Raw genomic sequence first — 22,720 nt, 5'->3', positions numbered from 1 at the left:
CGCTGGCACGCCGCCAATAAGAAATCAGGATTCCTTGACGTTGATGTCCTCCTCCGCCGACCTCCGGTTCGCGGCTCGCGCCGCCTTGCTGTCCGTGCTGCTGGCGCTGGCCGGCTGCGCGATCAAGCCGGATACCCCACCGCCACCGGTGTCGCCGCCGGACGCTTTTTCCCGCGACGGCGAGCGGCCCGCCCCCCAGCGCTGGTGGACCGATTTCGATGATGCCTCCCTGAACACCCTGGTGGAGCAGGCCCTGGGCGCCAACCTGGATCTGCGCGCCGCCCATGAGCGGCTGCGCCAGGCCCGGGCGCTACGTGATCGTCAGCGGGCCGGGCTGTTCCCCAGCCTGGAAGCCCGTGCCGGTGCCCAGCGTCGCGATGACGGCGATACCGAAAGCGATCTGTTCAGCGCCGGCCTGGCCGCCGACTATGAGCTTGATCTGTGGGGGCGGGTGGGCGCCCAGGCGGATGCCGAGGCCCTGCGCGCCCGCGCCGGCCTGGCGGACTATCAGGCGGCGTCCCTGTCCCTGGCGGCGGAGGTCGCCAACACCTGGTTCCAATTGCTCACCCAGCGTACCCAGCGGCAACTGGCCCGCGCTCAGTTGGAGACCAACCAGGACGTGCTGTCGCTGATCCGTGCCCGCTTCGCCATCGGCGAGAGCGCCAGCGCCGATGTGCTGCGCCAGCGCCAGTTGGTGGCCGCCTCCCGGGAACAACTGCTCAATGTGGAGGCGCGCATCCAAGTGCTGGAACACCAGTTGGCGGTGCTGCTGGGCGTGCCGCCGGGCGCCGTGACGCTGCCCGGCGATGGCACCCTGCCGGCGTTGCCGCCGCTGCCCGCCACCGGGCTGCCGGCGGATCTGGTGCAACGGCGCCCGGACCTGCTCGGCGCCTGGTACCGGCTGCGCGCCGCCGACGCCGACCTGGCCTCGGCCGTCGCCGAGCGCTTTCCCCGTTTGACCCTGTCCGCCTCGGTGACCAGCGAGGCCGACGACAGCGCCGATCTGTTCGATGACTGGCTCTCCACCCTGGCCGGCAACCTGGTGCTGCCGCTGGTGGACGGCGGTCAGCGCCGCGCCGAGGCACGCCGGTTCCGCTCCCTGCGCGAGCAGCGTGTCCATGAATACGGCCAGGCGGCGTTGGTGGCGTTCCAGGAAGTGGAGGACGCCCTGGTCCAGGAGCGCCAGCAGCAGCGCCGCATGGAGAGCCTGCGCGAGCAGGTGGAACTGGCGGACACCGCCTATCGCCAGTTGGGCATTCAGTACGTCAACGGCGCGGTCGGCTATCTGGAAGTGCTCAGCGCGCTGCAGGATCGTCAGGCGCTGCGCCGCACGCTGATCACCGCCCGCCAGGAACTGCTGACCTTTCGGGTCGCCCTGTACCGCGCCCTGGCCGGGGGGCTCCCGGTTGACGAGGAGGATGAGAACGCATGAGCAAGCCGGTGGATGATCGGGCCGCCCGCCCGGAAAGCGGTCGCGCCGGTCGCCTGAAGACGGCGCTGATCTCGGTGGCGATCCTGCTGGTCGGGGTTGCCCTGATGGTACTGATCTTCAAGACCGAGCCCACCGCCACCCGCCGCGACGTGGCCAGGGAAACCGCCATGTTGGTGGAGGTGACGCCGGCGCAAGGGGGCAGCTTCCACCCGAGCATCGAGGTGATGGGCCGGGTGGTGCCGGCCCGCGAAGTGACCCTGCGCCCGCGGGTGGGCGGTCGGGTCATCGAGACCCGCGAGGCGTTCGAGCCCGGTGGCCGGGTGGGCGAGGGCGATGTATTGCTGCGCCTGGACCCGGCCGATTACGACGCCGTGTTACGCCAGCGCCGCAGCGAACTGGACCAGGCCCGCGCCGACCTGGAACTGGAGCAGGGTCGCCAGGCCGTGGCGCGGCAGGATTTCGAACTGCTCGGCGAGGACCTGGACCAGGGCAACCGCGCCCTGGTGCTGCGCCAGCCGCAGCTCAAGCAGGCCCGGGCCCGGGTAGAGGCCGCCGAAGCGGCGTTGCGGCGGGCACGGCTGGACCTTGAACGCACCCGGCTGACGGCGCCGTTCGACGCCCAGATTCTGAGCCGCGAGGTCACCCTGGGCAGTCAGATCAACGCCGGCGACGGTCTTGCCCGGCTGGTGGCCACGGATCGTTATTGGGTGGAAGCCAGCGTGCCACTGTCGCGGCTGCGCTGGCTGCGGTTCGCCGAGGGCGACACGGAGGGCGCGCCGGTAACCCTGCGCCAGGATGCGGTGTGGGGCGAGGATCGGTACCGCCAAGGCCGGTTGCGGCGGCTGGTGGGCGAGCTGGACGAGGCCGCCCGCCTGGCGCGGGTGCTGATCACCGTGGACGACCCGCTTGCCCTGGCGGCGCCGGCGGGTACGCCGCCGCTGATGCTGGGCGGCTTCGTCAGCGCGCTGATCCAGGGCCGTGAGTTGGAACACGTGGTACGTCTGGAGCGGGGCCTGGTGCGTCGCGGCGACACCGTCTGGGTGATGGCCGACGGCGCCCTGGATATCCGCTCGGTGACGGTACTGTTGCGCGACGGTGAATACGCCTACATCGCCGACGGGCTGGCCCACGGTGATCAGGTGGTGCGCACCGATCTGGCCACGGTGGTGGACGGCGCGCCCCTGCGCCTGGAACAGCCCGCCGGCGAGGCACCGGAATGAGCGCGCCGCGCCGCCAGGGCTGGGTGGGCCCGATTGAGTGGATGGCGCGCAACAGCATCGCCGCCAACCTGCTGATGATCCTGCTGCTCGGCGGCGGTTTGTGGATGGCGGCGCAGGTGCAGAAGGAAATCTTCCCGGAAGCGCGGCTTGATGTGGTGGAAGTGGAAGTCACCTACCCCGGCGCCGCGCCGGAGGAGGTGGAGCAGGGCGTGCTGATGCCGGTGGAGGAGGCGGTTCAGGGCGTGGAGAGCATCGCCGAGATGGTGTCCACCGCCCGTGAGGGCAGCGGCGTGATCCAGCTCGAACTGGTGGCCGGCGCCAACCGCATGCAGGCGCTGCAGGACATCGAACAGGCGGTGGACCGGGTGCGGACCTTCCCGGACCAGGCCGAGGAACCGCGCGTGCGCCTGCTGGCGCACACCCCGGACGTAATGGAACTGGTGCTGTACGGCGACGTCGACATCTGGACTCTGCGACAGCTTGGCGAACAGGTGCGCAACCGGTTGCTCAGTGAACCGGGCATCACCCGCGCGGACATCAGCGACGTGCCGGATTACCTGACCAGCGTGGAAATTCCCCAGGACGCGCTGCGTGAATACGGCCTCACCCTGAACAAGGTGGCGTCGATCATCGAGCAGTCCAGTCGCGACGTGCCCGCTGGCAACCTGGCCACCGACAACGGCGATATCCTGCTGCGCCTGAAGGAACGCAAGCAGTGGGCCGATGAATTCGCCGGCATCGTGGTGAGCCGCGCCGACACCGGCGCGGTGGTTACCCTGGGCGACATCGCCACCGTCCATGATGGTTTCGAGGAGGGGGGCTTCCATTCCCGCTTCAACGGCAAGCCGTCGGTGGAAATCGAGTTGTTCCGCACCGGCGGGCAGTCGCCGCTGGATATCGCCGAGGCCGCCGAGGCGGTGATGGCGGAGCTGGAAACCACGCTGCCCGAGGGCATCCGGGTGCGTATCGACAGCAACCGCGCCGAGCAGTTCGAGGATCGCATGAGCATGCTGCTGGAGAATGGCGTGCTGGCCATGGTCATCGTGCTGGTGGTGCTCAGCCTGTTCCTGGAATACCGCCTGGCGTTCTGGATCATGATGGGCATGACCGTATCGTTCGTGGGCGGCGTGCTGTTTCTGCCGGTGATGGGCGTCAGCATCAACATGATCTCCATGTTCGGCTTCCTGATGGTGCTTGGCATCGTCGTCGACGACGCCATCGTGGTGGGCGAGAACATCTACGAATACCGCGAGCAAGGCATGGATTTCATGGAGGCGGCGATTCGCGGTGCCCGCGACATTGCCGGGCCGGTCACCTTCAGTATTCTCACCAACATCGTCGCCTTCATGCCGCTGCTGTTCATGCCCGGTGTCACCGGCAATTTCTGGTGGCCCCTGGGGGCCGTGGTGATCGTGGTGCTGGCGATCTCCCTGTTCGAGGCGCTGTTCATTCTGCCCGCCCACCTGGCGCACAGCGGTCGAGGCACGGTGACCGTGTACGGGCGCGCCCTGCACCGGGTGCAGCGCGCCTTCTCCCAACGTTTCCAGGCGCTGGTCGAACGTGGCTACCGACCGCTGCTGGACCGTGCCCTGGCTGCCCGCTACCTGACCCTGAGCGCCGCCGTGACCCTGATGCTGGTGGTGGGCGCCTACGCGGTCAGTGATCACATGGGCATGATCATGATGCCGGAAGCGCCGGCGGACGAGATCGAGGCCGGTATCCGCCTGCCGGTGGGCACCACGCCCCGCCAGGCCGCCGATCTCGCCCTGGCGCTGACCCGCGAAACCGAGCGCCTGTTCGAGGAACACGATCTGGGTCGCAATGCCCATGGCATAAAAAGCAATGTGCGCGGCGAGCGGGTGATCGACGTGGAACTGGTGCTCAAGCCGGAGCACGAGCGGGACATGACGGTGCAGCAGATCGTCGAGCTGTGGCGTGACCAGATCGGTGATTTCAAGGGCGTCGATCAGATCACCTTCGAGGCGGAGCAGGGGCCCGGCTCCTGGCGCGACGACATCAGCGTTGATCTTAGCCACACCGACATCGACGTGCTCGCCAAGGCCAGCGAACGCCTGCTCGAAGCCCTCAAGGGACTGTCCCAGACGCGCAACGTCAATGACAGCTACACCGCCGGCAAGCCCCAGTTCGACATCAGCCTCACGCCCCAGGCGGACGCCCTCGGACTGACCGGCGCCGAAGTGGGGCGGCAGCTTCGGGACGCCTTCTACGGCGCCATCGCCCTGCGCCAGCTGCGCGGCATCAATGAAAATGAAATCCGCGTGCGCCTGCCGGAGGCGGAGCGCCAGGACCTGCGCTACCTGGATAATTTCATCGTTCAACTGCCGGACGGCGGCGAGGTGCCGCTGATGGACGTGGCGCGGGTTTCGGTGAGCGAATCGTTCCGCTCCATCGACCGCCGCGATGGCCGCCGGGTGATCACCGTGGGCGCCGACGTGCTGCCCAAGAGCGCCACCACCCGGGTGCTGAACGTGGTGCGCGATGAAATCCTTCCGCAACTGCGCGCTGACTACCCGGGACTGACCTGGACCTTCCAGGGTGGCCAGGCGGACATGCGCGAATCCACCTCGGCGCTTTGGGGCGGCTTTGGCCTGGCCCTGGGCGTGATTTTCGCCCTTCTGGCGGTGGCCTTCGGCAGCTATCTGCAGCCGCTGGTGGTGATGCTGGCGATTCCGTTCGGCGCCGTGGGCGCGGTGCTTGGCCACATGTTGCTGGGCATGGATCTGTCCCTGGTGAGTTTCATGGGGATCATCGCGCTGGCCGGCGTGGTGGTGAACGACTCCCTGATCATGGTCGACTACGCCAACCGCCAACGGCACCGCCTGAGCGCGGCGGATGCCGTCTACGAAGCCGGCCTGCGACGCTTCCGGCCGATCCTGCTCACCACTCTGACCACCTTTGCCGGTCTGATGCCGATCATCTTCGAGACCTCCCTGCAGGCGGCCTATCTGATTCCCATGGCGGTTTCCCTGGGCTTCGGCATCGTGTTCGCCACCGCCCTGATCCTGTTCGTGGTGCCGTGCCTCTATCTGGCTCTCGACGACCTCATGGAAAGCAGCAAGCGCGGCTTTAACCCCGATCAACCGGCGCGGCATTAACCAACCCGCCGGGCCATCGCGGCTAAAGCCGCTCCTACCGCAACCTCCCACGCCAACGCCACACTGCGAAGCCTCCGGGGAAGCTACCTCGTAGCGTCTCGGTGTGGTCCCCCTTCCGGGACCCTGTTTGACAGGATGTCAAACCGGGAGCCCCCAGGGACGGGTTCACGGCGTTCCCGGAAGGGGGACCACACCGAGACGCGGCCCCACTGGAGGGCCCGATCCTGCTCAATGCCCAAAACCCCGGGGCACAAAAAAGCCGCCCGAAGGCGGCTTCTTTCGTTACGGCGGGATCAATCAGGTACCGGGATTGGAGTCCTGATCATTCCCGGACGCCTGCTCGGCCTGTTGCTGCCGACGGCGCTGACGGGGGTCGTTGCCGGCCCGGCCGGCGGGAATGTCCGCCGGTTTCGGCTTGGCGAAGGTCGGCGCCTCGAAGGTGCTTTCCTGGGCCGCCGGAGCCGGCTTCTCGGGCCGCGGCTTGGGCGCCGGACGCGGCGCCGGGGTGCCGGGCGCCCGCGAGCGCGGATCGTTGGCGGCCCGTCGCGGGGCGGCCTGTTCCGCGTCGGCGCGGGGCGCCTCGGCGGCGGGCTCGGGCTTCGGTTCGGCGTCCGCTTCCGGCCTGGCCTGGGCCTCCGCTTTGGCTTCGGCGGCTGGTTCCGGCTGCTTCGGGGCCTCGGCGGCGGGGGCCGGCTGTTGCGGCTCCGGCTGCTTCACCGGCTCGGGCTGGGCCGGTTCAGCCGGTTCGGCTTCCGCGACGGCCGGCTTGGCCTGCTCCGGTTGTTGCGGCTCCGGTTGCTGCTCGGCCTGCCGGGTCCCGACTTCCGGCTGCTTGGGCTCGGGCTTATCCCCATCGGGCTCGGGCTGTGCTTGCTGGGGCTCGGGCTGTGCTTGCTTGGGCTCAGGCCGTTCCTGCTTGGGCTCAGGCTGTTTGGACGCCGGCTCAGGCTGCTTGGCGGCGGGCTGCTCAGCCGGGCTCTCGGCGGCGGGTTGCGCCGGCGTCACCGGTTGGGCCTGCTCCGCGGGCTTCGCGTCCTGGGCGGGCTTGTCCTGTTGCGCGGGCTTCTCTTCCCGGGCCGGCTTCGCTTCCCGCACCGGAGCCGGTTCGGCCTTGGGCTGGTCGCTCTGGGCGGCCGGCTTCTCGGCGTCGGCTTGGGCGCCCGGGGCGGGCTGCTCGATGCTGGGCGCGTGCTCGTCGGCGGGCACCAGCTTGGCCTTGGGCGGACGGCTGTCACCGCGCTCCTGATCACGGCCCGGGGTGTTGTCCTCCGAGGTCATGCGCGCGGGCAGGGTGGTGGCTTCCTCCCGGGGCGCCTCGACCGGAGCCTGGTCCTGGGGCCTGGCGGGCTGCTGGGCCTGGGCGTCCTTGCCATCCGGGCGTTGACGTTCACGCAGCGGCCGGTCGTCCTTGGACTCGGTACGACGGGTTGCCTTGGGGCCGTCGTCCTTGCGTGGCGCCTTGTCCTGCTTGTCGGCGCTCTTGCCTCTGCTGCCGCCGGCCTTGCCGTCGTTGCCGCCCCGATTATCAGGCTTGGCGTCCTGACGGCTGTCTTGGCGATTATCCTGACGGTTGTCGGCCTTGCCGTCACGATTGTCGCCGTTGCGGCCTTCCGTGTTGCGGCCTTCGCCGTTGCGACTTTCATTGTTGCGGTTGTTGCCACCGCGACCGCCACGGCGGTTGCGGCTACGGCCACGGTTTTCGCCGTTTCTGCCGTCACCGTCGTCCTTGCCGCTTTTGCGTCTGTCGTCCCGCTGGCCGTTGCGGTTGTCGTTCTGGTCGCGGTTGCCCCCGGCCTTGTCGCCGCGCTGATTTCCGCCCTTGCCGCGGTTCTGGCCGCCACGACGGTTATCGTTGCGGTTGCCGCGCGCGTCGTCACGGTCGCCACGATTCTGACGTTGGCCTTTACGCTGCTCGTCGCGACCCTTGGCGCGGGCCTTCCGCTCGTCCTCGGAGCCACCGAACAGTGCCGAAAGCCAGGTGAAGAAGCGTGCCAGCAGCCCGGGCTGCAGCGGCGCCTGATCGTTCCTGGCCGCCGGCGGTTTGCCTTGCTGGGGCCGGTTGGGCTGTTGTTTGGCCTGCGGCTGTTCCCGGGGCTTCTCGGCGACCGGCTTGGGCGGCGGCGGCGCGGTGTCCGGCGCCACCACCTTGACGGCGGGCTCCTGGGTCTTGATCTCGGTGTCCTGGGCGGAGACCGTGGCCGGGTCCTTGTGCCCTTCGTGCAACTCCAGCTCGTGGCTCACGAGGGCCTTGGTCTGGTCGTCGCGGATGCGCTCCACCTCGAAGTGGGGCGTCTCCAGATTGGGGTTGGGGATCACCAGCACGCGCACATTGTGGTTGGCCTCGATCTCGCGCAGCACCTGGCGTTTCTCGTTGAGAAGGAAGGTGCCGACGGCGACCGGCACCTGGGCCTGGATCTCGCCGGTGCGCTCCTTCATCACCTCTTCCTCGATCAGGCGGAGGATGCTCAGGGCCAGGGATTTCACGTCGCGGATGTGGCCCAGGCCGTCACAGCGCGGGCACACGATGCTGGAGGTCTCGCCAAGGCTGGGACGCAGCCGCTGACGGGACAGCTCCAACAGGCCGAACCGGGAGATGCGGCCCAACTGGATGCGCGCGCGATCCGCCTCCAGGGCTTCGCGCATGCGGTTTTCCACTTCGCGCTGGTTGCGCGCCGGGCCCATGTCGATGAAGTCCACCACGATCAGGCCGCCGATGTCGCGCAGGCGCAGCTGGCGGGCGATTTCGTCCGCCGCCTCCAGGTTGGTCTGCAGGGCGGTTTCCTCGATGTCCGCGCCCTTGGTGGCGCGGGAGGAGTTGATGTCGATGGACACCAGTGCCTCGGTGGGATCGATGACGATGGAACCGCCGGAGGGCAGCTTCACTTCACGCTCGAAGGCGGTCTCGATCTGCGACTCGATCTGGTAGCGGGAAAACAGCGGGGTGTCGTCGTTGTACAGCTTGATCTTGTGCTGGAAGTCGGTCATCACCTGCTGCACGAAGGCCTGGGCTTCATCGTAGACCTTCTGGGAATCGATCAGTACTTCGCCGATGTCCTTGCGCAGGTAGTCGCGGATGGCGCGGATAATGACGTTGGATTCCTGATAGATCAGGAACGGCGCCTTGCGGGTCTCGGACGCCTCGGCGATGGAACCCCACAGCTTGAGCAGGTAGTTGAGGTCCCACTGCAGTTCCTCGGCGGAGCGGCCCAGGCCGGCGGTGCGCACGATCACGCCCATTTCGTCGGGGATCTGCAGGCTGCCCAGGGCTTCCTTGAGCTGCTGGCGTTCCTCGCCCTCGATACGGCGGGAGATGCCGCCGGCACGGGGGTTATTGGGCATCAGCACCAGGTAACGACCGGCCAGGCTGATGAAAGTGGTCAGGGCGGCGCCTTTGTTACCGCGCTCTTCCTTGTCCACCTGGATGATCACTTCCTGGCCTTCCTTGATCACATCCTTGATGTTGATGCGACCCTGGATGTCCTTCGGGTCCTTTTGGAAATACTGACGGGAGATTTCCTTCAGCGGCAGGAAACCGTGGCGCTCGGCGCCGAAATCCACGAAAGCGGCTTCCAGGGAAGGTTCGACCCGGGTGATCTTGCCTTTATAGATATTGGCTTTTTTCTGCACGCGGGTGCGGTGCTCGATGTCCAGATCATAAAGTCTCTGGCCATCCACCAGCGCCACCCGAATTTCTTCGGGGTGCGTGGCATTGATCAACATACGTTTCATTGTGCTACCACAAGGTTCGTGGCGGCATGCAGCGGGCCGGTATCAATAACCGGTATCAGACCTGCGGTCCGGGGGAGGGGAAATGCCTGTCAGGCATGAACGTCACGGGTGGTGGCGCGGGGCGCCGGATCAACGGTGATGGTGCCTGCTCTCGACCTTTCCTTGTTCTCCGGACCGGGTGAAGTTGCGCCGTTGGCGTCGCTCGCGAGGCGATATCCTCTTATCGGCTTCGCGCTGTGTCCGGCGCGCCAGGCGCGTCGGACCGGGTAAACTCTTCGTGTCTGTATACCGTGCCGGGGTGTCGTCGGGCGCGTCACGCGCGGCCACGACGGCACACCGTTTTGTCTTCGACCTGATGCTGCAGACCGCCGTTGTTGGTTTTCGGTCGGCCGCCGGAGGGAGTGTGTGACCGCTCCGCGGTGCCATGCAGCGTCGGGGCCCCAAGGGCCCGTTCGTCTCTGTTTTTGTCGGGCGGGCTGGCGGGTACTGTGTCTACCGACGGCGAATGGTCGCTGCGCGTCGCCGTTGGCCAGCCTCGGCCGACACCGGATAATAGCAGTGAAACCATAATGCGATCAATCAGATACATGAATGAGGGGGGTGAAGGTCGACGAATCGGGCGGGGCCGCGCGCCGGCGCTGGCGCGGGCCGGGCGCCTTGGCTAGAATCGCCGCATGTCTGACACCCCCGCCGCCGATCGCGTCACCTTCATCACCATTGATGACGGGCGCGACGGCCAACGCCTGGATAATTTCCTGTTCGTCCACCTCAAGGGCGTGCCGCGCTCGCGTATTTACCGCATCATCCGTGCCGGCGAGGTGCGCGTGAACAAGAAGCGCGCCAAGCCCACCACCCGGCTGGCCACCGACGACGTGGTGCGCATCCCGCCTGTTCGCACCAGTGAGTCGTCGGCGCCGCCGGTGGTCAGCGACGGCCTCGCCGAGCGCCTGTCCCGGGCGCTGATTTACCAGGACGACCGCCTGATGATCTTCAATAAGCCCGCCGGCCTGGCGGTGCATGGCGGCAGCGGTGTCAGCCTGGGGTTGATCGAGGCGCTGCGCGTGCTCTATCCCAAGGAGACCCAACTGGAGCTGGTGCATCGGCTCGACCGGGATACCAGCGGCTGCATCATGGTGGCCCGTCACCGGGGATTCCTGCGTAAGCTGCAGAGGCTGATGCAGCAGGGTGGGGTGGAGAAGCGTTACTGGCTGCTCTGCCAGGGCTTCAAGGGCAAGGAGCGCCGCATGGAGGCGCCGCTGCTTAAGCTCATGCAGGGCAATGAGCGGGTGGTGCGGGTGTCCCGGGAGGGCAAGCCGTCGGTCACCGATTTCGCGCTGATCGAGCGTTTTGGCGACGTCGCCCTGGTGGAGGCCACCTTGGGCACCGGCCGCACCCATCAGATCCGCGTGCATGCCCAGTTCGGTGGCTTCCCGTTGCTCGGCGACGACAAGTACGGCAGTGAACGGGGCGACCGCAAGCTGGCCGACCTGGGTCGGCGGCGGCTGTGTCTGCACGCCCGCACCCTGGCGTTCCGTCACCCGGAGAGTGGTGAGAGGATTACCGTCACCGCGCCTTTGGACGAGGATTTCGAGGCCATCCTCGCTGGCCTGAGGGCGGGGAAGCGGGCATGAATTACGACCTGGTGATTTTCGATTGGGACGGCACCGTGATGGATTCCACGGCGCGCATCGTGGAATGCATGCACAGTGCCGGCCGCGACCTTGATCTGCCGGTGCTGGACGATGACACCGTGCGTGGCATCATCGGCCTGGGGCTGCCGGAGGCGATTCGCGCTCTGTACCCGGATATCGACGATCCCATGCTGGGCCGCATGCGCGACCGCTACGCGTTTCACTTCGTGGCGGCGGAGGCCACCCCCAGCCGGCTCTACCCGCACGCGGAAGCGACCCTGGCGGCGCTGCGCGACGCCGGCCTGCGGTTGGCGGTGGCCACCGGCAAGAGCCGCAAGGGGCTGGATCGGGTGTGGAGCAACGCCGGCCTGGGGCACTGGTTCCACGCCTCGCGCTGCGCCGATGAGAGCCGTTCCAAGCCGCATCCGGCCATGGTCGAGGAATTATTGCTGGAACTGGCTGTCCGTCCGGAACGGGCCCTGGTGGTGGGGGATACTTCCTTCGATCTGGAAATGGCCCGCGCCGCCGGCGTGGATCGGGTGGGGGTGAGCTATGGCGCCCATCCCGTGGGCCGGCTGATGACCTTCGACCCCCTGGCGGTGATCGACGCCCTGCCGCAGCTGCTGCCCGTGGTCGGGCTGCCCGGGGAACTTGAACACGAGCGACTTGAACGCGAGCGAAGAGTGTGACGATGGAAGGCAACAACAAAGAGTGGAAACTGATCGAGAAACTGCTGGGCCAGGCCCAGGCGGAACAACGCAAGAGCCGGCGCTGGGGGATTTTCTTCAAGAGCCTGGGCTTTATTTACCTGTTCTCGCTGCTGTTCCTGTTTTCCGCCAACCGGCCCGGGGACTCCCTGGCGGTGGCCGAGCCCCATGTGGCGGTGGTGGATCTGAACGGCGCCATCATGGCCGATTCCCCGGCCAGCGCCGACCTGATCAGCACCGGGCTGCGCGAGGCCTTCGAGGCGGACAACGCCAAGGCGGTGATCCTGCGCATCAACAGCCCGGGTGGTTCGCCGGTGCAGTCCAGCTTCGTTTACAACGAAATCCGCCGCCTGCGCGCCGAGCACCCGGACAAGAAACTGTACGCGGCGATCACCGACATGGGCGCCTCCGGGGCCTACTACATCGCTTCCGCCGCGGATGAGATCTACGCCGACCCGGCCAGCATCGTCGGTTCCATCGGCGTGATCATGGCCAACTTCGGCCTCCAGGAGGCCGCCGACAAGCTGGGCGTGGAGCGTCGCGTCTACACCGCCGGTGAGAACAAGGACATTCTTGATCCGTTCGCGCCGGTGAAGGACAAGGACCGCGAGCACGTGCAGGCCATGCTTGACGAGATTCACCAGCAGTTCATCGGGGCGGTCAAGCAGGGCCGTGGCGACCGGCTCAAGGTGGAGGGGCATCCGGAGCTGTTCTCCGGGTTGTTCTGGACCGGTCAGCGCGCCCTGGAGCTGGGTCTGGTGGATGGCCTCAAGAGTCCGGGGCAGGTGGCCCGGGACGTGGTGGGCGTGGAGCGCACCGTGGATTACACCGTGAGCGCCTCGCCGCTGGACAAGGTGCTCAAGAAGTTCGGGGTGTCCATTGGTGATGGCCTTGGCCAGGCGCTCGGCCTGGAAAGCGGGGCGCCAACGATTCGCTAGCGACTGATCGCGACTAAAGTCGCTCCTACAGCGAATCAATGGCGCGTAGGAGCGACTGGGCGGCATGCCGCTTTAGTCGCGATCCGCCTCAGGGCAGGGTGACGCCTTCGGCGGCCAGGAAGTCGGTAAGCAGGATCAGCGGCAGGCCCACCAGGGCGTTGGGGTCGCGGCCTTCCAGGCTCTTGAACAGCACGATGCCGAGCCCTTCGGATTTGAAGCTGCCGGCGCAATTGAGCGGTTGTTCCAGCTCGATGTAACGTTCAATCTGGGTGTCACGCAGACGCCGGAAGTGCACCGTGAAACGTTCGCAGGCGCTCTGGTGGCGACCGGTTTCCGCGTTCAGCAGGCACAGGCCGGTCAGAAAGGTCACGGTGCGGCCGCTGGCGCGGCGCAACTGGGCCACGGCGGTGTCCCGGTCGCCGGGTTTGCCGAGCACCTCGTCATCGATCACGGCGACCTGGTCGGAGCCGATGATCAGCGCGTCCGGGTGATTCCCGGCCAGCGCGGCGGCTTTGGCGCGGGCCAGACGCAGCACCAGTTCGGTGGGCGTTTCCCCGGGCCGGGCGCTTTCGTCGATGTCCGGGCCGTGGTGGTCGAACGCCAGCCCGAGCTTGCCGAGCAATTCGCGGCGGAACGGCGACGAAGAGGCCAGGATCAGGGGTTGAGACCGTTGCTTCATGGCTGACTCGCTTGCGGTTGGAGGCTTGGGCGCGGCGGAGTGTACCGGCCCGATCCAGGTGGTGCACGAAAAATCCAGTTTTCTCAATCAGTTAAGGTGCGTCCCCGGGTTGCAATTTGGCTTTGACAGGACGCGGGGGCGCGCCTAGAATTGCGCGCTTATGTTTTCAGGGCAACTGCCACCGTATCTGGAACCGCGCAAGTACGCGGACCAGGAACGCGTCGTCGAAGGCGAAGCCCGGGTCGGGGATCTGCCCCGTCTGCGGGAATATCGCGACAGCCAGGACCAGCCGGTTCGGGTGAAGCTGGCCTTTGGCCGCGATGATGACGGCCGCGGACGTGTTCAAGGTCGTGTGGAGACCACCCTGATACTGGTTTGCCAGCGTTGTCTGGAACCGGTGCACCATCCCGTCGCGGCCGACGTGGATCTGGTGCTGGTGTGGAGCGAGGATCAGGCGAAGGCGTTGCCGACGCATCTGGACCCCTTGCTGGTCACCGAGGAGCGCCTGAGCCTGGCGGAGCTCGTTGAAGAAGAGCTGCTGCTGGCCCTGCCCCTGGTGGCTCTGCACGATGAGTGCCCGCGTCCGGCGTCGGCCGGTTCCGATCCGGAACCGGAGCAGGACCCGGACGACACGCAAACCAATTCGGATAATCCGTTTGCCGTGCTGGCCCAATTGAAGGGCCGCCGCAAGTAACACGCCGAGGAGCAAGCAATGGCTGTTCAACAGAATCGCAAGACCCGTTCCAAGCGCGGCATGCGCCGTTCCCACGACGCGCTGTCCGCGCCCACGCTCACCGAGGACGCCAACACCGGTGAAGTGCACCGTCGTCACCACATCTCTCCGGACGGCATGTACAAGGGCCGTCAGGTGATCCGCAATGACGAGATCGACGACGAAGAAGAGTAAGTAAGTCCCGCCGCCGCCCGCCGGTGGCGTTTGGACCGAACCGAGACGGGAGCCCTGGTGGCTCCCGTTTTGTTAACGCCATGACGACGCCGTATCATGGCCGTCGCTTCTTCCCAGATGGAATCTTGCCATGTCAGCGGTTGTGACCTTGGCCGTGGACGCCATGGGCGGTGACCACGGTTTGCCGGTGACCGTGCCGGCCGTGGCGCGGGTGCTGGCCCGCCACGCCAATCTGAGCGTGATCATGGTGGGCGCCCCCGAGGCGCTCGCCCCGGAACTCAAGAAGGAAGGCCTGGACGCGCACCCCCGGGTGAGCGTGGCGCCGGCCTCCGAGGTGGTCGCCATGGATGACCCGGTGGCGGTGGCGCTGCGCCAGAAGAAGGACTCGTCCATGCGCGTGGCGATCAACCAGGTCAAGGAAGGCCGCGCCCAGGCCGCCGTCAGCGCCGGCAATACCGGTGCCTTGATGGCGGTCAGCCGGTTCGTCCTCAAGACCCTGCCCGGTGTCGACCGGCCTGCCATCTGTACCGCCATTCCCACCGCCTCCGGCCACTGCCACATGCTCGATCTGGGCGCCAATGTGGATTCCGAGCCGGCCCACCTGCTGCAGTTCGCCATGATGGGGCAGGCGGTGGTGCGCGCCGTGGACGGCCAGAAACGGCCCAAGGTGGCGTTGCTGAACATCGGCGAGGAAGACATCAAGGGCAATGAACAGATCAAGGAAGCCGCCAACCTGATGAGCCAGGCCGAGGACCTGAACTACGTGGGCTTCGTGGAAGGCAATGGCATCTTCCTGGGCGACGTGGACGTGGTGGTGTGCGATGGCTTTGTCGGCAATGTGTCGCTGAAAACCATGGAAGGCGTGGCCAAGATGATCGGCGGCATGATCCGCGAGGAAGCCAGCCGTTCGCTGCTGCGCAAGCTCAGCGGCCTGTTCGCCTTGCCGCTGCTCGGCGGGCTCAAGAAACGCATGGACCCGGACCGTTACAATGGCGCCAGTCTGGTGGGGCTCAATGGCGTGGTGGTGAAGAGCCACGGTGGCACCAGCGTGGAAGGCTTCGCCAGCGCCCTGGAAGTGGCGGTGCTGGAAGCCGAGCGTAACGTGCCGGCGCTGATCCGGGACGCCCTGGCGCCGACCGACTCTTTGTTGTAGGCGCGATTGTAGGGGCGGCCGGGCGGGGCGTCGCGATCGCGGGGCGGGCCCGAATGGCGCCGGTTCATACTTTGTTGCAGGCCGGCACCGGACAAGTCCGACGCGGACGGGCATACTGCCGGCCACGAAGCAACGGGCGAATACCGATAGAGGATCCCCATGTCGAAAACCGCATTCGTTTTTCCCGGTCAGGGCTCCCAAAGTCTCGGGATGCTGGCCGATTTCGCTGATCGCACCCCGGTGCGTCAGGCCTTTCAGGAAGCCTCCGGCGCTCTGGACCTGGACCTGTGGGCCCTGGCCCAGGACGGCCCGCAGGACGCCCTCAACCGCACCGAGAACACCCAGCCCCTGCTGCTTACCGCCGGCGTGGCGCTGTGGAAGCTGTGGGAGCAGGCCGGTGGGCCGCGCCCGGCGCTGCTGGCCGGCCACAGCCTGGGTGAGTACACCGCGCTGACCTGCGCCGGCGTGCTGAATCTGGGCGATGCCGTGCGCCTGGTGCGCACCCGTGGCCAGTTGATGCAGCAGGCGGTGCCGGACGGCGAGGGCAGCATGGCCGCGATTCTGGGCCTGGATGATGACCAGGTACGCCAGGCCTGCGCCGCCGCCGCCGATGGCGAAGTGGTCGAGGCGGTCAACTTCAACGCCCCCGGCCAGGTGGTGATCGCCGGCCAGGCCAGTGCCGTGGAGCGCGCCGTGGCGGCCTGCAAGGACGCCGGCGCCAAACGCGCCATGCCCCTGCCGGTGAGCGTACCGTCCCACTGCGGGCTGATGAAGCCGGCGGCGGAGCGGCTCGCCGGGCATCTCGAGAACACCAATTTCCACCCGGCCGAACTGCCGGTGATCAACAATGTGGACGTGGCCCGGGAAACCGATCCGGCGCGCATTCGCGAGGCCCTGGTACGGCAGTTGTACTGCCCGGTACGCTGGGTGGAAACGGTGCAGGCTCTGGCCGCCGACGGCGTGGAAACCCTGTACGAGTGCGGCCCGGGCAAGGTGCTCAGCGGCCTGGCCAAGCGCATTGATCGCTCCCTGACCGCCAAGCCGCTGGAAAACGGCGCCGCCTTCGAAGCGGCCCTGAGCGGCGAGTGACGAGGATTTCGTAATGAGTGAAGAACGTAAAGTCGCGCTGGTCACCGGCGCCACCCGTGGCATTGGCCGCGCCATCGCCGAGCAACTGGCCGATGCCGGCTTGTTCGTGGTGGGCACCGCCACCAGCGAAAAAGGGGCCGCCACCATCGCTGAGTATCTCGGCGAGCGGGGCACCGGGGTGGTCATGGACGTGGCCGACGATGCTTCCGTGGCCGATACCGTCAAACACATCGGCGAGGCCCACGGCGCGCCGCTGGTGCTGGTCAACAACGCCGGTATCACCCGTGACAACATCATGCTGCGCATGAAGGCCGACGAGTGGGCGGATGTGATCAACACCAATCTGAATTCCCTGTACCGGGTGTCCAAGGCGTGCCTTAAGGGCATGACCAAGGCACGCTGGGGCAGGATCATCAACATCAGTTCCGTGGTCGGAACCATGGGCAACGCCGGCCAGGCCAACTACGCCGCCGCCAAGGGCGGGGTGGAAGGCTTCACCCGGGCGTTGGCCCGCGAGCTGGGCTCGCGCAATATCACCGTCAACGCGGTGGCGCCGGGCTTTATTCAGACCGATATGACCGATGCTTTGCCCGAGGCGCAGCGCGAAGCACTGCTCAGCGGTATTCCCCTGGGGCGCCTGGGCGCGCCGGCGGAAGTGGCCAGCGCGGTGAACTGGCTGGCCAGCGACGGCGGCGGTTATGTGACCGGCACCACGGTGCACGTCAATGGCGGGATGTTCACTGGTTGACCAGGGTCAGGGAATTGCACGGGACACGAACGGCAAAAAACGCTATCGTGCCCGCATCCGAAGCTAAACATTTGGAAACCTAATCCGTGAAAGCGGGTGCCGAGAGCGGCTTGCAAGCGCGAATGGCGTTCACCTAGAATAGCCGCTCATAGGTGCTCGCACACCATCAACAGGAGAGTTATAACATCATGAGCAGCATCGAAGAACGGGTCCAGAAGATCATCGTCGAACAACTCGGCGTCAAGCCGGAAGACGTCAAATCCGAAGCCTCCTTCGTCGAGGACCTGGGTGCCGATTCCCTGGACACTGTTGAGCTGGTAATGGCCCTCGAGGAAGAATTCGAGACTGAAATTCCCGACGAAGAAGCGGAGAAGATCAGTACCGTTCAAGCTGCCGTGGATTACATCAAGGCGCACAGCTGATACTGATCGCGGCCGACTGAACAGACAGTCAAAAAAACCGCAGGCTCGTCGGGCTTGCGGTTTTTTTTCGGAACATCGCCGGCTCGCGCCGGGGCTTTCGGGGGCCCTGGCGCGTGCTACAGTGGGGATTGCGGCGGTCGCCGCGCGGCAATCCTGACGCGGGAGGAAAGCAGGTGACACGACGTCGAGTAGTAGTGACCGGTCTGGGTATGTTGAGTCCCTTGGGGGCGGACGTGGCCAGCACCTGGGAAGGCATTAAGGCCGGGCGCAGCGGCATCCGGCCGATCGAGCATTTCGATACCGAGGCCTTCGCCACCAAATTCGCCGGCCTGGTGCCGGAGTTCGCGCTGGAGGACTATCTGTCCCCGAAGGAAGCGCGCAAGATGGACCTGTTCGTGCAGTACGGCATGATCGCCGCCATTCAGGCGATCCGTGACGCCGGGCTGGAGATGGACAAGGAAAACGGCGAGCGTATCGGCGCCGCCATCGGCTCGGGCATTGGTGGCCTCACCAATATCGAGGAAAACCACGAGAAGCTGCTGGCCTCCGGCCCGCGCAAGCTGTCTCCGTTCTTCGTGCCGAGCACCATCATCAACATGATCGCCGGTAACCTGGCCATCATGTACGGCCTCAAGGGGCCCAACTTCGCCACCGTCACCGCCTGCACCACCGGCACTCACAACATCGGCTTCGCCGCCCAGCAGATTCAGCTCGGCACCGCCGACGTGATGATCGCCGGCGGTGCCGAGAAGGGGTCCACGCCGTTGGGCATGGGGGGCTTCGCCGCCGCCCGCGCGCTCTCCACCCGCAACGATGATCCCCAGGCGGCCAGCCGCCCCTGGGACAAGGACCGTGACGGCTTCGTGCTGGCCGATGGCGCCGGCGCCGTGGTGCTGGAGGAATACGAGCGTGCCAAGGCACGGGGTGCCACCATCTACGGCGAAGTGGCCGGTTTTGGCCTCAGCGACGATGCCTATCACATGACCGCGCCCTCCGAGGATGGCGCCGGGGCGGCCCTGTCCATGGGCAACGCCTTCCGCGACGCCGGCATCGACCCCTCGGAAGTGGGCTACGTGAACGCTCACGCCACTTCCACCAAGGTCGGGGATCTGATCGAGATCCACGCGGTGAAGAAGATCTTTGGCGATCACGCCTACAAGCTGGCCATGAGCTCCACCAAATCCATGGTGGGTCATCTTCTGGGTGCCGCCGGCGCGGTGGAAGCGATCTTCACCCTGCTGGCCATGCGTGACTCCGTGGCGCCGCCCACGATCAACCTGGACAGCCCGGATGAGGGCTGTGACCTGGACCTGGTGGCCAACGAAGCCCAGGCCCGTCCCATCGACGTGGCCCTGTCCAACTCCTTCGGCTTCGGTGGCACCAACGGTTCCCTGCTGTTCCGCAAGGTGTGAACGACACCGTCGCCAGCAATGACCGGGGCCTTGCCTACGGCGATGGCCTGTTCGAGACCCTGCGGGTCTCCGCTGGCGGCGCCACGCCGCTGTGGCCGCGCCACCGGGCGCGGCTGCTGGCCGGCGCCGAGCGTCTCGGCATTCCCGTGGACCGGGACACGGTGGAGCGCTGCCGCGCCGAGGCGCTGGCCGGCGCCACCGGCGCCGGGGTGCTCAAGCTGACCCTGACCCGCGGCCCCGGTGGTCGCGGTTATCTACCCCCGGAATCCCCCACGCCCACGCTGTTCGCCCGTTTCGGCCCATCGCCGGTCTGGTCCCGGGAATGTCGCCATGACGGCCTGGAACTGGGCATTTGTGATACCCGGCTGGGCCTTGATCCGATGGCGGGTTTCAAGCACCTCAACCGTCTGCCGCAGGTGCTGGGTCGCCGCGAGGTGGCCCGCCACGGCTGGCATGAAGGGCTGATGCTCGATGAGTGGGAGCGGCCGGTGGAGGCCACCGCCATGAATCTGTTCGCGCTCCATGGCGACACCCTCTGGACCCCCGCCCTGGAGCGCGCCGGGGTGGCGGGAGTGGCCCGGGAATGGCTGCTGGAGCACGCGGAGCGGCAAGGCTGGTGCATCGATGTGCGTATGAGGCCGCTGTCACATCTGCACGCCGCCGACGCGGTTTTTCTCGCTAACAGTGTTGTGGGCGTGCTGCCGGTGCGTAAACTGGCGCCATGGGTCTGGCCGGTGACTGAACCGGTACGACGATTTCAACGGGATCTGGATCTCCTTTTTCAATAATGCGCCGAAAAATTCGATTGCTCGGGCTACTGGTGCTGTTCATCGTGATCGGCATTCCGGTGGCCGGTTTCTGGGTGAGCAGCTATCTGCACAAGTCGTTGCCATTGGAAGACACCGCGGTGGTGGATGTGCCAAGGGGCGCCACGTTCAGTGGCGTGCTGGCCGCCATGCGCCGCGACGGCTTGCTGGGCGACCCCGGCGAGGCACGTCTGCGCCGCTGGGGCGCGCGGCTGTACAGCGCCTTCACCGGCCTGGATAGCCGTCTCTACGTGGGCGAATACCAGCTTGTCCCCGGTGACTCCTTGCTCACGCTGCTGGAGAAGATTGATCGGGGCGAGGTGATGCAGCGCAGCATTACCCTGGTGGAGGGCTGGACCTTCCGCGAATGGCGGGCCCTGCTGGAAGGGCTGGACGGATTGGAACACGAAACCCGGGGGCTGGAAGAAAGCGAGATCATGGCCCGCCTGGGGCTGCCGGATCAGCACCCGGAGGGCTGGTTCGCGCCGGAAACCTATTTCTATACCCGCGGCACCTCGGACCTGGACCTGCTGCGTCGCGCCCTGCGGCGTCAGCAGGGTATTCTCGACGAGGCGTGGCTGTCCCGGGACGAGGATCTGCCTTACGACGACCCCTACCAGGCGCTGATCATGGCTTCGATCATCGAAAAGGAAACCGCCGTGCCCGATGAGCGTGGTCGCATCGCCGGGGTGTTCATCAACCGGCTGCGCCGGGGCATGCGCCTGCAGACCGATCCGACGGTGATCTACGGCATGGGCGAGGACTACGACGGTAACATCCGTCGCTCCGACCTGCGCCGCGCCACCCCCTACAACACCTATCGTATCAGCGGCCTGCCGCCGACGCCGATTGCCATGCCCGGGCGTGATTCAATCCTCGCGGCGGTGCGCCCGGCGCCCACCGAAGACCTGTACTTCGTGGCCCGGGGCGATGGCAGCCACAAATTTTCCAGAACCCTGGCCGAGCACCAGCGGGCGGTGCGTGAATACCAGTTGCGGCGTCGTTCCGATTACCGTTCGCACCCGGGGCCGTCCCAGTGAGCGGCCGCTTTATCACCCTGGAGGGCGGCGAAGGCGCCGGCAAGAGCTCCAATCTGGAGTGGCTGGCCGAGCGCCTGCGCGCCGCCGGGGTGGCGGTGACCGTGACCCGGGAGCCGGGCGGCACCGAACTGGCGGAGCGAATCCGCGCGGTATTGCTGGACCCGGGGCCCGAGCCGATGGCCGATACCACCGAGCTGCTGCTGGTGTTCGCCGCCCGTGCCCAGCATCTGGCGGCGCGCATCCGACCGGCCCTGGCACGCGGCGATTGGGTGCTGTGCGACCGTTTCATGGACGCCACCTGGGCCTACCAGGGCGCCGGCCGGGGCCTCGACCGCGATGCCATCGCCGCTCTGGAATCCCTGGTGCTGGAGGGGCTCAGCCCGGACCGGACCCTGCTGTTCGATGTGCCGGTGGCCCAGGGCATGGCCCGTGCCGGCAAGCGCTCCAGCCCGGACCGCATCGAGCGCGAAGCGGTGGCTTTCTTCGAGCGGGTGCGGCAATGCTATCTTGATCGGGCGGCGGCGGAGCCGGAGCGGTTCCGGGTGATCGACGCCGGCGCCGACCTTGAAGCGGTGCGCGCGCAACTGGAAACCCATCTTCAGGAGATGCTGCGGTGGCGGTGAGTGAATCCCAGGGCCGGGCACCGATCCAGGTGCCCTGTCCCTGGCACCGGGACGAGATGCAGAGGCTGCTGGACCAGCATGGCCAGGGCCGGCTGCCCCACGCGTTGCTGTTCGCCGGTGCCACCGGCATTGGCAAGTTCCGCCTGGCCCAGTCGTTGGCCCAGGCGTTGCTCTGCGCGCAGCCCCGGGCCGGGCTCGCCTGTGGCCAGTGCGACGGCTGCCATCTGAGCGCCGCCGGCACCCATCCGGATGCCCAGACCCTGGTGCCGGAAGCCGGTTCCAACGCGATCAAGATCGATCAGGTACGTCGGCTGGTGGAATTCGCCGGCCGCACCGCCCATTACGGTGGTGCCCGGGTGGCGCTGATTGCCCCCGCGGAGGCGCTGAATCGCAGCGCCCAGAATGCCCTTTTGAAGACCCTGGAAGAGCCCGGCGAGGGGCTGGTGCTGATCCTGGTCAGCGACCAGCCCAGCCTGTTGTTGCCGACCATCCGCAGCCGCTGCCAGCAGCGCCATCTGCCTCTGCCGGGCCGCGAAGCGGCGCTGGAGTGGCTTACACCCCAGGTGGGCGAGCGCGACGCGCCGGCCCTGCTCGCCGCCGCCCAGGGCGCCCCGTTGCGGGCCCTGGGGTTACAGGAGGCGGACTGGTTCGCCGCCCGCGAGCAGCTGGCCGGCCAGTTACTGGCGGTGGCCCTGGGGCGCGCGTCGCCGGCTCAGGCGGGCCAGGCGCTGGCGGCCCACGATCCCCGGGTGATGGCCGGCGTGCTGTATGGCTGGCTGGCCCGGGCCGCGGTGCTGGCCGCGCTGGGGGAGCAGGGTGGCGATGCCGACCCGGCCACCGTCACCGACCCCAAGGTGGAGCCCCTGCTGCGCCAATTGGCCGCGCAAGTGCCGCCGGCGCGGCTGCTGCGCGCCGCTCACCGGGTCATGGAAGGCCGCCGCCAACTGCTGGCCGGCGCCAACCCCAATAAGGAATTGCTGATGGAGCAGTGGTTGCTGGTGCTGGTGGGCGTTGACGCCTCCGCCAGCGGCTTCTAATCTGCCTGAAACAGAAAAACGGGTGCCCGAG

Annotated in this window: 19 protein-coding genes; 17 read left to right on the top strand and 2 right to left on the bottom strand. The window is 67.1% G+C overall.

Translation table 11 applies throughout. From position 1 onward, the window contains the following. Window positions 1-43: 43 nt before the first annotated feature. The 3 genes from JF515_RS00820 to JF515_RS00810 are packed head-to-tail and all read left to right on the top strand — an operon-like array spanning window position 44 to window position 5,768. On the top strand, window positions 44-1,432 hold the full coding sequence (locus JF515_RS00820; RefSeq protein ID WP_203099985.1) for an efflux transporter outer membrane subunit: 1,389 nt from the start codon (window positions 44-46) through the stop codon (window positions 1,430-1,432). Beyond that, a complete protein-coding gene (locus JF515_RS00815; protein ID WP_203099983.1) occupies window positions 1,429-2,652 on the top strand; it encodes an efflux RND transporter periplasmic adaptor subunit in 1,224 nt (407 codons plus the stop codon). The genes JF515_RS00820 and JF515_RS00815 overlap by 4 nt, the downstream gene beginning before the upstream one ends. After that, window positions 2,649-5,768 (top strand): efflux RND transporter permease subunit, encoded by a 3,120-nt coding sequence (locus tag JF515_RS00810; protein WP_203099981.1) that lies wholly within the window; start codon window positions 2,649-2,651, stop codon window positions 5,766-5,768. Before JF515_RS00815 ends, JF515_RS00810 begins: the two co-directional genes overlap by 4 nt. A gap of 297 nt (window positions 5,769-6,065) precedes the next feature. Here the strand turns inward: JF515_RS00810 and rne are convergent, their stop codons facing one another. Next, a complete protein-coding gene (rne, locus tag JF515_RS00805; protein WP_203099979.1) occupies window positions 6,066-9,497 on the bottom strand; it encodes a ribonuclease E in 3,432 nt (1,143 codons plus the stop codon). 674 nt (window positions 9,498-10,171) lie between these two features. Here rne and JF515_RS00800 point away from each other — a divergent pair. The 3 genes from JF515_RS00800 to sppA are packed head-to-tail and all read left to right on the top strand — an operon-like array spanning window position 10,172 to window position 12,773. Further along, window positions 10,172-11,128 (top strand): RluA family pseudouridine synthase, encoded by a 957-nt coding sequence (locus JF515_RS00800; protein WP_203099977.1) that lies wholly within the window; start codon window positions 10,172-10,174, stop codon window positions 11,126-11,128. Continuing rightward, window positions 11,125-11,817, top strand: a complete 693-nt coding sequence (locus JF515_RS00795) for an HAD-IA family hydrolase (RefSeq protein ID WP_203099975.1) — start codon at window positions 11,125-11,127, stop codon at window positions 11,815-11,817. The genes JF515_RS00800 and JF515_RS00795 overlap by 4 nt, the downstream gene beginning before the upstream one ends. A gap of 2 nt (window positions 11,818-11,819) precedes the next feature. Then, complete coding sequence (sppA, locus tag JF515_RS00790) at window positions 11,820-12,773, top strand: signal peptide peptidase SppA (RefSeq protein WP_203099973.1); 954 nt, start codon at window positions 11,820-11,822, stop codon at window positions 12,771-12,773. Window positions 12,774-12,861: 88 nt separating this feature from the next. On the opposite strand, the gene JF515_RS00785 is transcribed toward sppA, so the two are convergent. Beyond that, on the bottom strand, window positions 12,862-13,452 hold the full coding sequence (locus tag JF515_RS00785) for a Maf family protein (protein WP_203099971.1): 591 nt from the start codon (window positions 13,450-13,452) through the stop codon (window positions 12,862-12,864). A gap of 160 nt (window positions 13,453-13,612) precedes the next feature. Here JF515_RS00785 and JF515_RS00780 point away from each other — a divergent pair, with 160 nt between their 5' ends. The 11 genes from JF515_RS00780 (at window position 13,613) to JF515_RS00730 (ending at window position 22,689) form a co-directional block, all read left to right on the top strand. Then, the gene (locus JF515_RS00780; RefSeq protein WP_203099969.1) at window positions 13,613-14,146 is read left to right on the top strand and encodes a YceD family protein; all 534 of its coding nucleotides are present in this window, start codon (window positions 13,613-13,615) and stop codon (window positions 14,144-14,146) included. Window positions 14,147-14,164: 18 nt separating this feature from the next. Further along, window positions 14,165-14,359 carry a 50S ribosomal protein L32 gene (gene rpmF, locus JF515_RS00775; protein WP_194296105.1) on the top strand — a complete coding sequence of 65 codons (195 nt, stop codon included), beginning with the start codon at window positions 14,165-14,167 and terminating at the stop codon, window positions 14,357-14,359. A 130-nt stretch (window positions 14,360-14,489) separates the two neighbouring features. Continuing rightward, window positions 14,490-15,512 (top strand): phosphate acyltransferase PlsX, encoded by a 1,023-nt coding sequence (gene plsX / locus JF515_RS00770; protein ID WP_203099967.1) that lies wholly within the window; start codon window positions 14,490-14,492, stop codon window positions 15,510-15,512. A 159-nt stretch (window positions 15,513-15,671) separates the two neighbouring features. Further along, window positions 15,672-16,601: an ACP S-malonyltransferase gene (gene fabD, locus JF515_RS00765; protein WP_203099965.1), complete on the top strand. Its 930-nt coding sequence runs from the start codon at window positions 15,672-15,674 to the stop codon at window positions 16,599-16,601. Between the two features lie 13 nt (window positions 16,602-16,614). Further along, complete coding sequence (fabG, locus tag JF515_RS00760) at window positions 16,615-17,349, top strand: 3-oxoacyl-ACP reductase FabG (protein WP_203099963.1); 735 nt, start codon at window positions 16,615-16,617, stop codon at window positions 17,347-17,349. Window positions 17,350-17,537: 188 nt separating this feature from the next. Next, on the top strand, window positions 17,538-17,771 hold the full coding sequence (gene acpP / locus JF515_RS00755) for an acyl carrier protein (RefSeq protein WP_008928079.1): 234 nt from the start codon (window positions 17,538-17,540) through the stop codon (window positions 17,769-17,771). 173 nt (window positions 17,772-17,944) lie between these two features. Then, window positions 17,945-19,183, top strand: a complete 1,239-nt coding sequence (fabF, locus tag JF515_RS00750) for a beta-ketoacyl-ACP synthase II (RefSeq protein ID WP_203099961.1) — start codon at window positions 17,945-17,947, stop codon at window positions 19,181-19,183. Then, window positions 19,180-19,971 carry an aminodeoxychorismate lyase gene (gene pabC, locus JF515_RS00745; RefSeq protein WP_203099959.1) on the top strand — a complete coding sequence of 264 codons (792 nt, stop codon included), beginning with the start codon at window positions 19,180-19,182 and terminating at the stop codon, window positions 19,969-19,971. The genes fabF and pabC overlap by 4 nt, the downstream gene beginning before the upstream one ends. Then, window positions 19,971-21,029: an endolytic transglycosylase MltG gene (gene mltG, locus JF515_RS00740; RefSeq protein ID WP_203099957.1), complete on the top strand. Its 1,059-nt coding sequence runs from the start codon at window positions 19,971-19,973 to the stop codon at window positions 21,027-21,029. The genes pabC and mltG overlap by 1 nt, the downstream gene beginning before the upstream one ends. Next, window positions 21,026-21,652, top strand: a complete 627-nt coding sequence (gene tmk / locus JF515_RS00735) for a dTMP kinase (protein WP_203099955.1) — start codon at window positions 21,026-21,028, stop codon at window positions 21,650-21,652. Before mltG ends, tmk begins: the two co-directional genes overlap by 4 nt. Continuing rightward, window positions 21,643-22,689: a DNA polymerase III subunit delta' gene (locus tag JF515_RS00730; RefSeq protein ID WP_203099953.1), complete on the top strand. Its 1,047-nt coding sequence runs from the start codon at window positions 21,643-21,645 to the stop codon at window positions 22,687-22,689. Before tmk ends, JF515_RS00730 begins: the two co-directional genes overlap by 10 nt. Window positions 22,690-22,720: the final 31 nt, after the last annotated feature.

Source organism: Alloalcanivorax marinus (assembly GCF_016785095.1).
GTDB lineage: Bacteria > Pseudomonadota > Gammaproteobacteria > Pseudomonadales > Alcanivoracaceae > Alloalcanivorax > Alloalcanivorax marinus_A.
This window is presented reverse-complemented; position numbering and strand designations above follow the sequence as displayed.

Excerpts from the sequence above, each read along its gene's own strand:
- JF515_RS00820 (WP_203099985.1), top strand. The coding sequence starts at position 44 with ATGTCCTCCTCCGCCGACCTCCGGTTCGCGGCTCGCGCCGCCTTGCTG.
- JF515_RS00815 (WP_203099983.1), top strand. The coding sequence starts at position 1,429 with ATGAGCAAGCCGGTGGATGATCGGGCCGCCCGCCCGGAAAGCGGTCGC.
- JF515_RS00810 (WP_203099981.1), top strand. The coding sequence starts at position 2,649 with ATGAGCGCGCCGCGCCGCCAGGGCTGGGTGGGCCCGATTGAGTGGATG.
- rne (WP_203099979.1), bottom strand. The coding sequence starts at position 9,497 with ATGAAACGTATGTTGATCAATGCCACGCACCCCGAAGAAATTCGGGTG.
- JF515_RS00800 (WP_203099977.1), top strand. The coding sequence starts at position 10,172 with ATGTCTGACACCCCCGCCGCCGATCGCGTCACCTTCATCACCATTGAT.
- JF515_RS00795 (WP_203099975.1), top strand. The coding sequence starts at position 11,125 with ATGAATTACGACCTGGTGATTTTCGATTGGGACGGCACCGTGATGGAT.
- sppA (WP_203099973.1), top strand. The coding sequence starts at position 11,820 with ATGGAAGGCAACAACAAAGAGTGGAAACTGATCGAGAAACTGCTGGGC.
- JF515_RS00785 (WP_203099971.1), bottom strand. The coding sequence starts at position 13,452 with ATGAAGCAACGGTCTCAACCCCTGATCCTGGCCTCTTCGTCGCCGTTC.
- JF515_RS00780 (WP_203099969.1), top strand. The coding sequence starts at position 13,613 with ATGTTTTCAGGGCAACTGCCACCGTATCTGGAACCGCGCAAGTACGCG.
- rpmF (WP_194296105.1), top strand. The coding sequence starts at position 14,165 with ATGGCTGTTCAACAGAATCGCAAGACCCGTTCCAAGCGCGGCATGCGC.
- plsX (WP_203099967.1), top strand. The coding sequence starts at position 14,490 with ATGTCAGCGGTTGTGACCTTGGCCGTGGACGCCATGGGCGGTGACCAC.
- fabD (WP_203099965.1), top strand. The coding sequence starts at position 15,672 with ATGTCGAAAACCGCATTCGTTTTTCCCGGTCAGGGCTCCCAAAGTCTC.
- fabG (WP_203099963.1), top strand. The coding sequence starts at position 16,615 with ATGAGTGAAGAACGTAAAGTCGCGCTGGTCACCGGCGCCACCCGTGGC.
- acpP (WP_008928079.1), top strand. The coding sequence starts at position 17,538 with ATGAGCAGCATCGAAGAACGGGTCCAGAAGATCATCGTCGAACAACTC.
- mltG (WP_203099957.1), top strand. The coding sequence starts at position 19,971 with ATGCGCCGAAAAATTCGATTGCTCGGGCTACTGGTGCTGTTCATCGTG.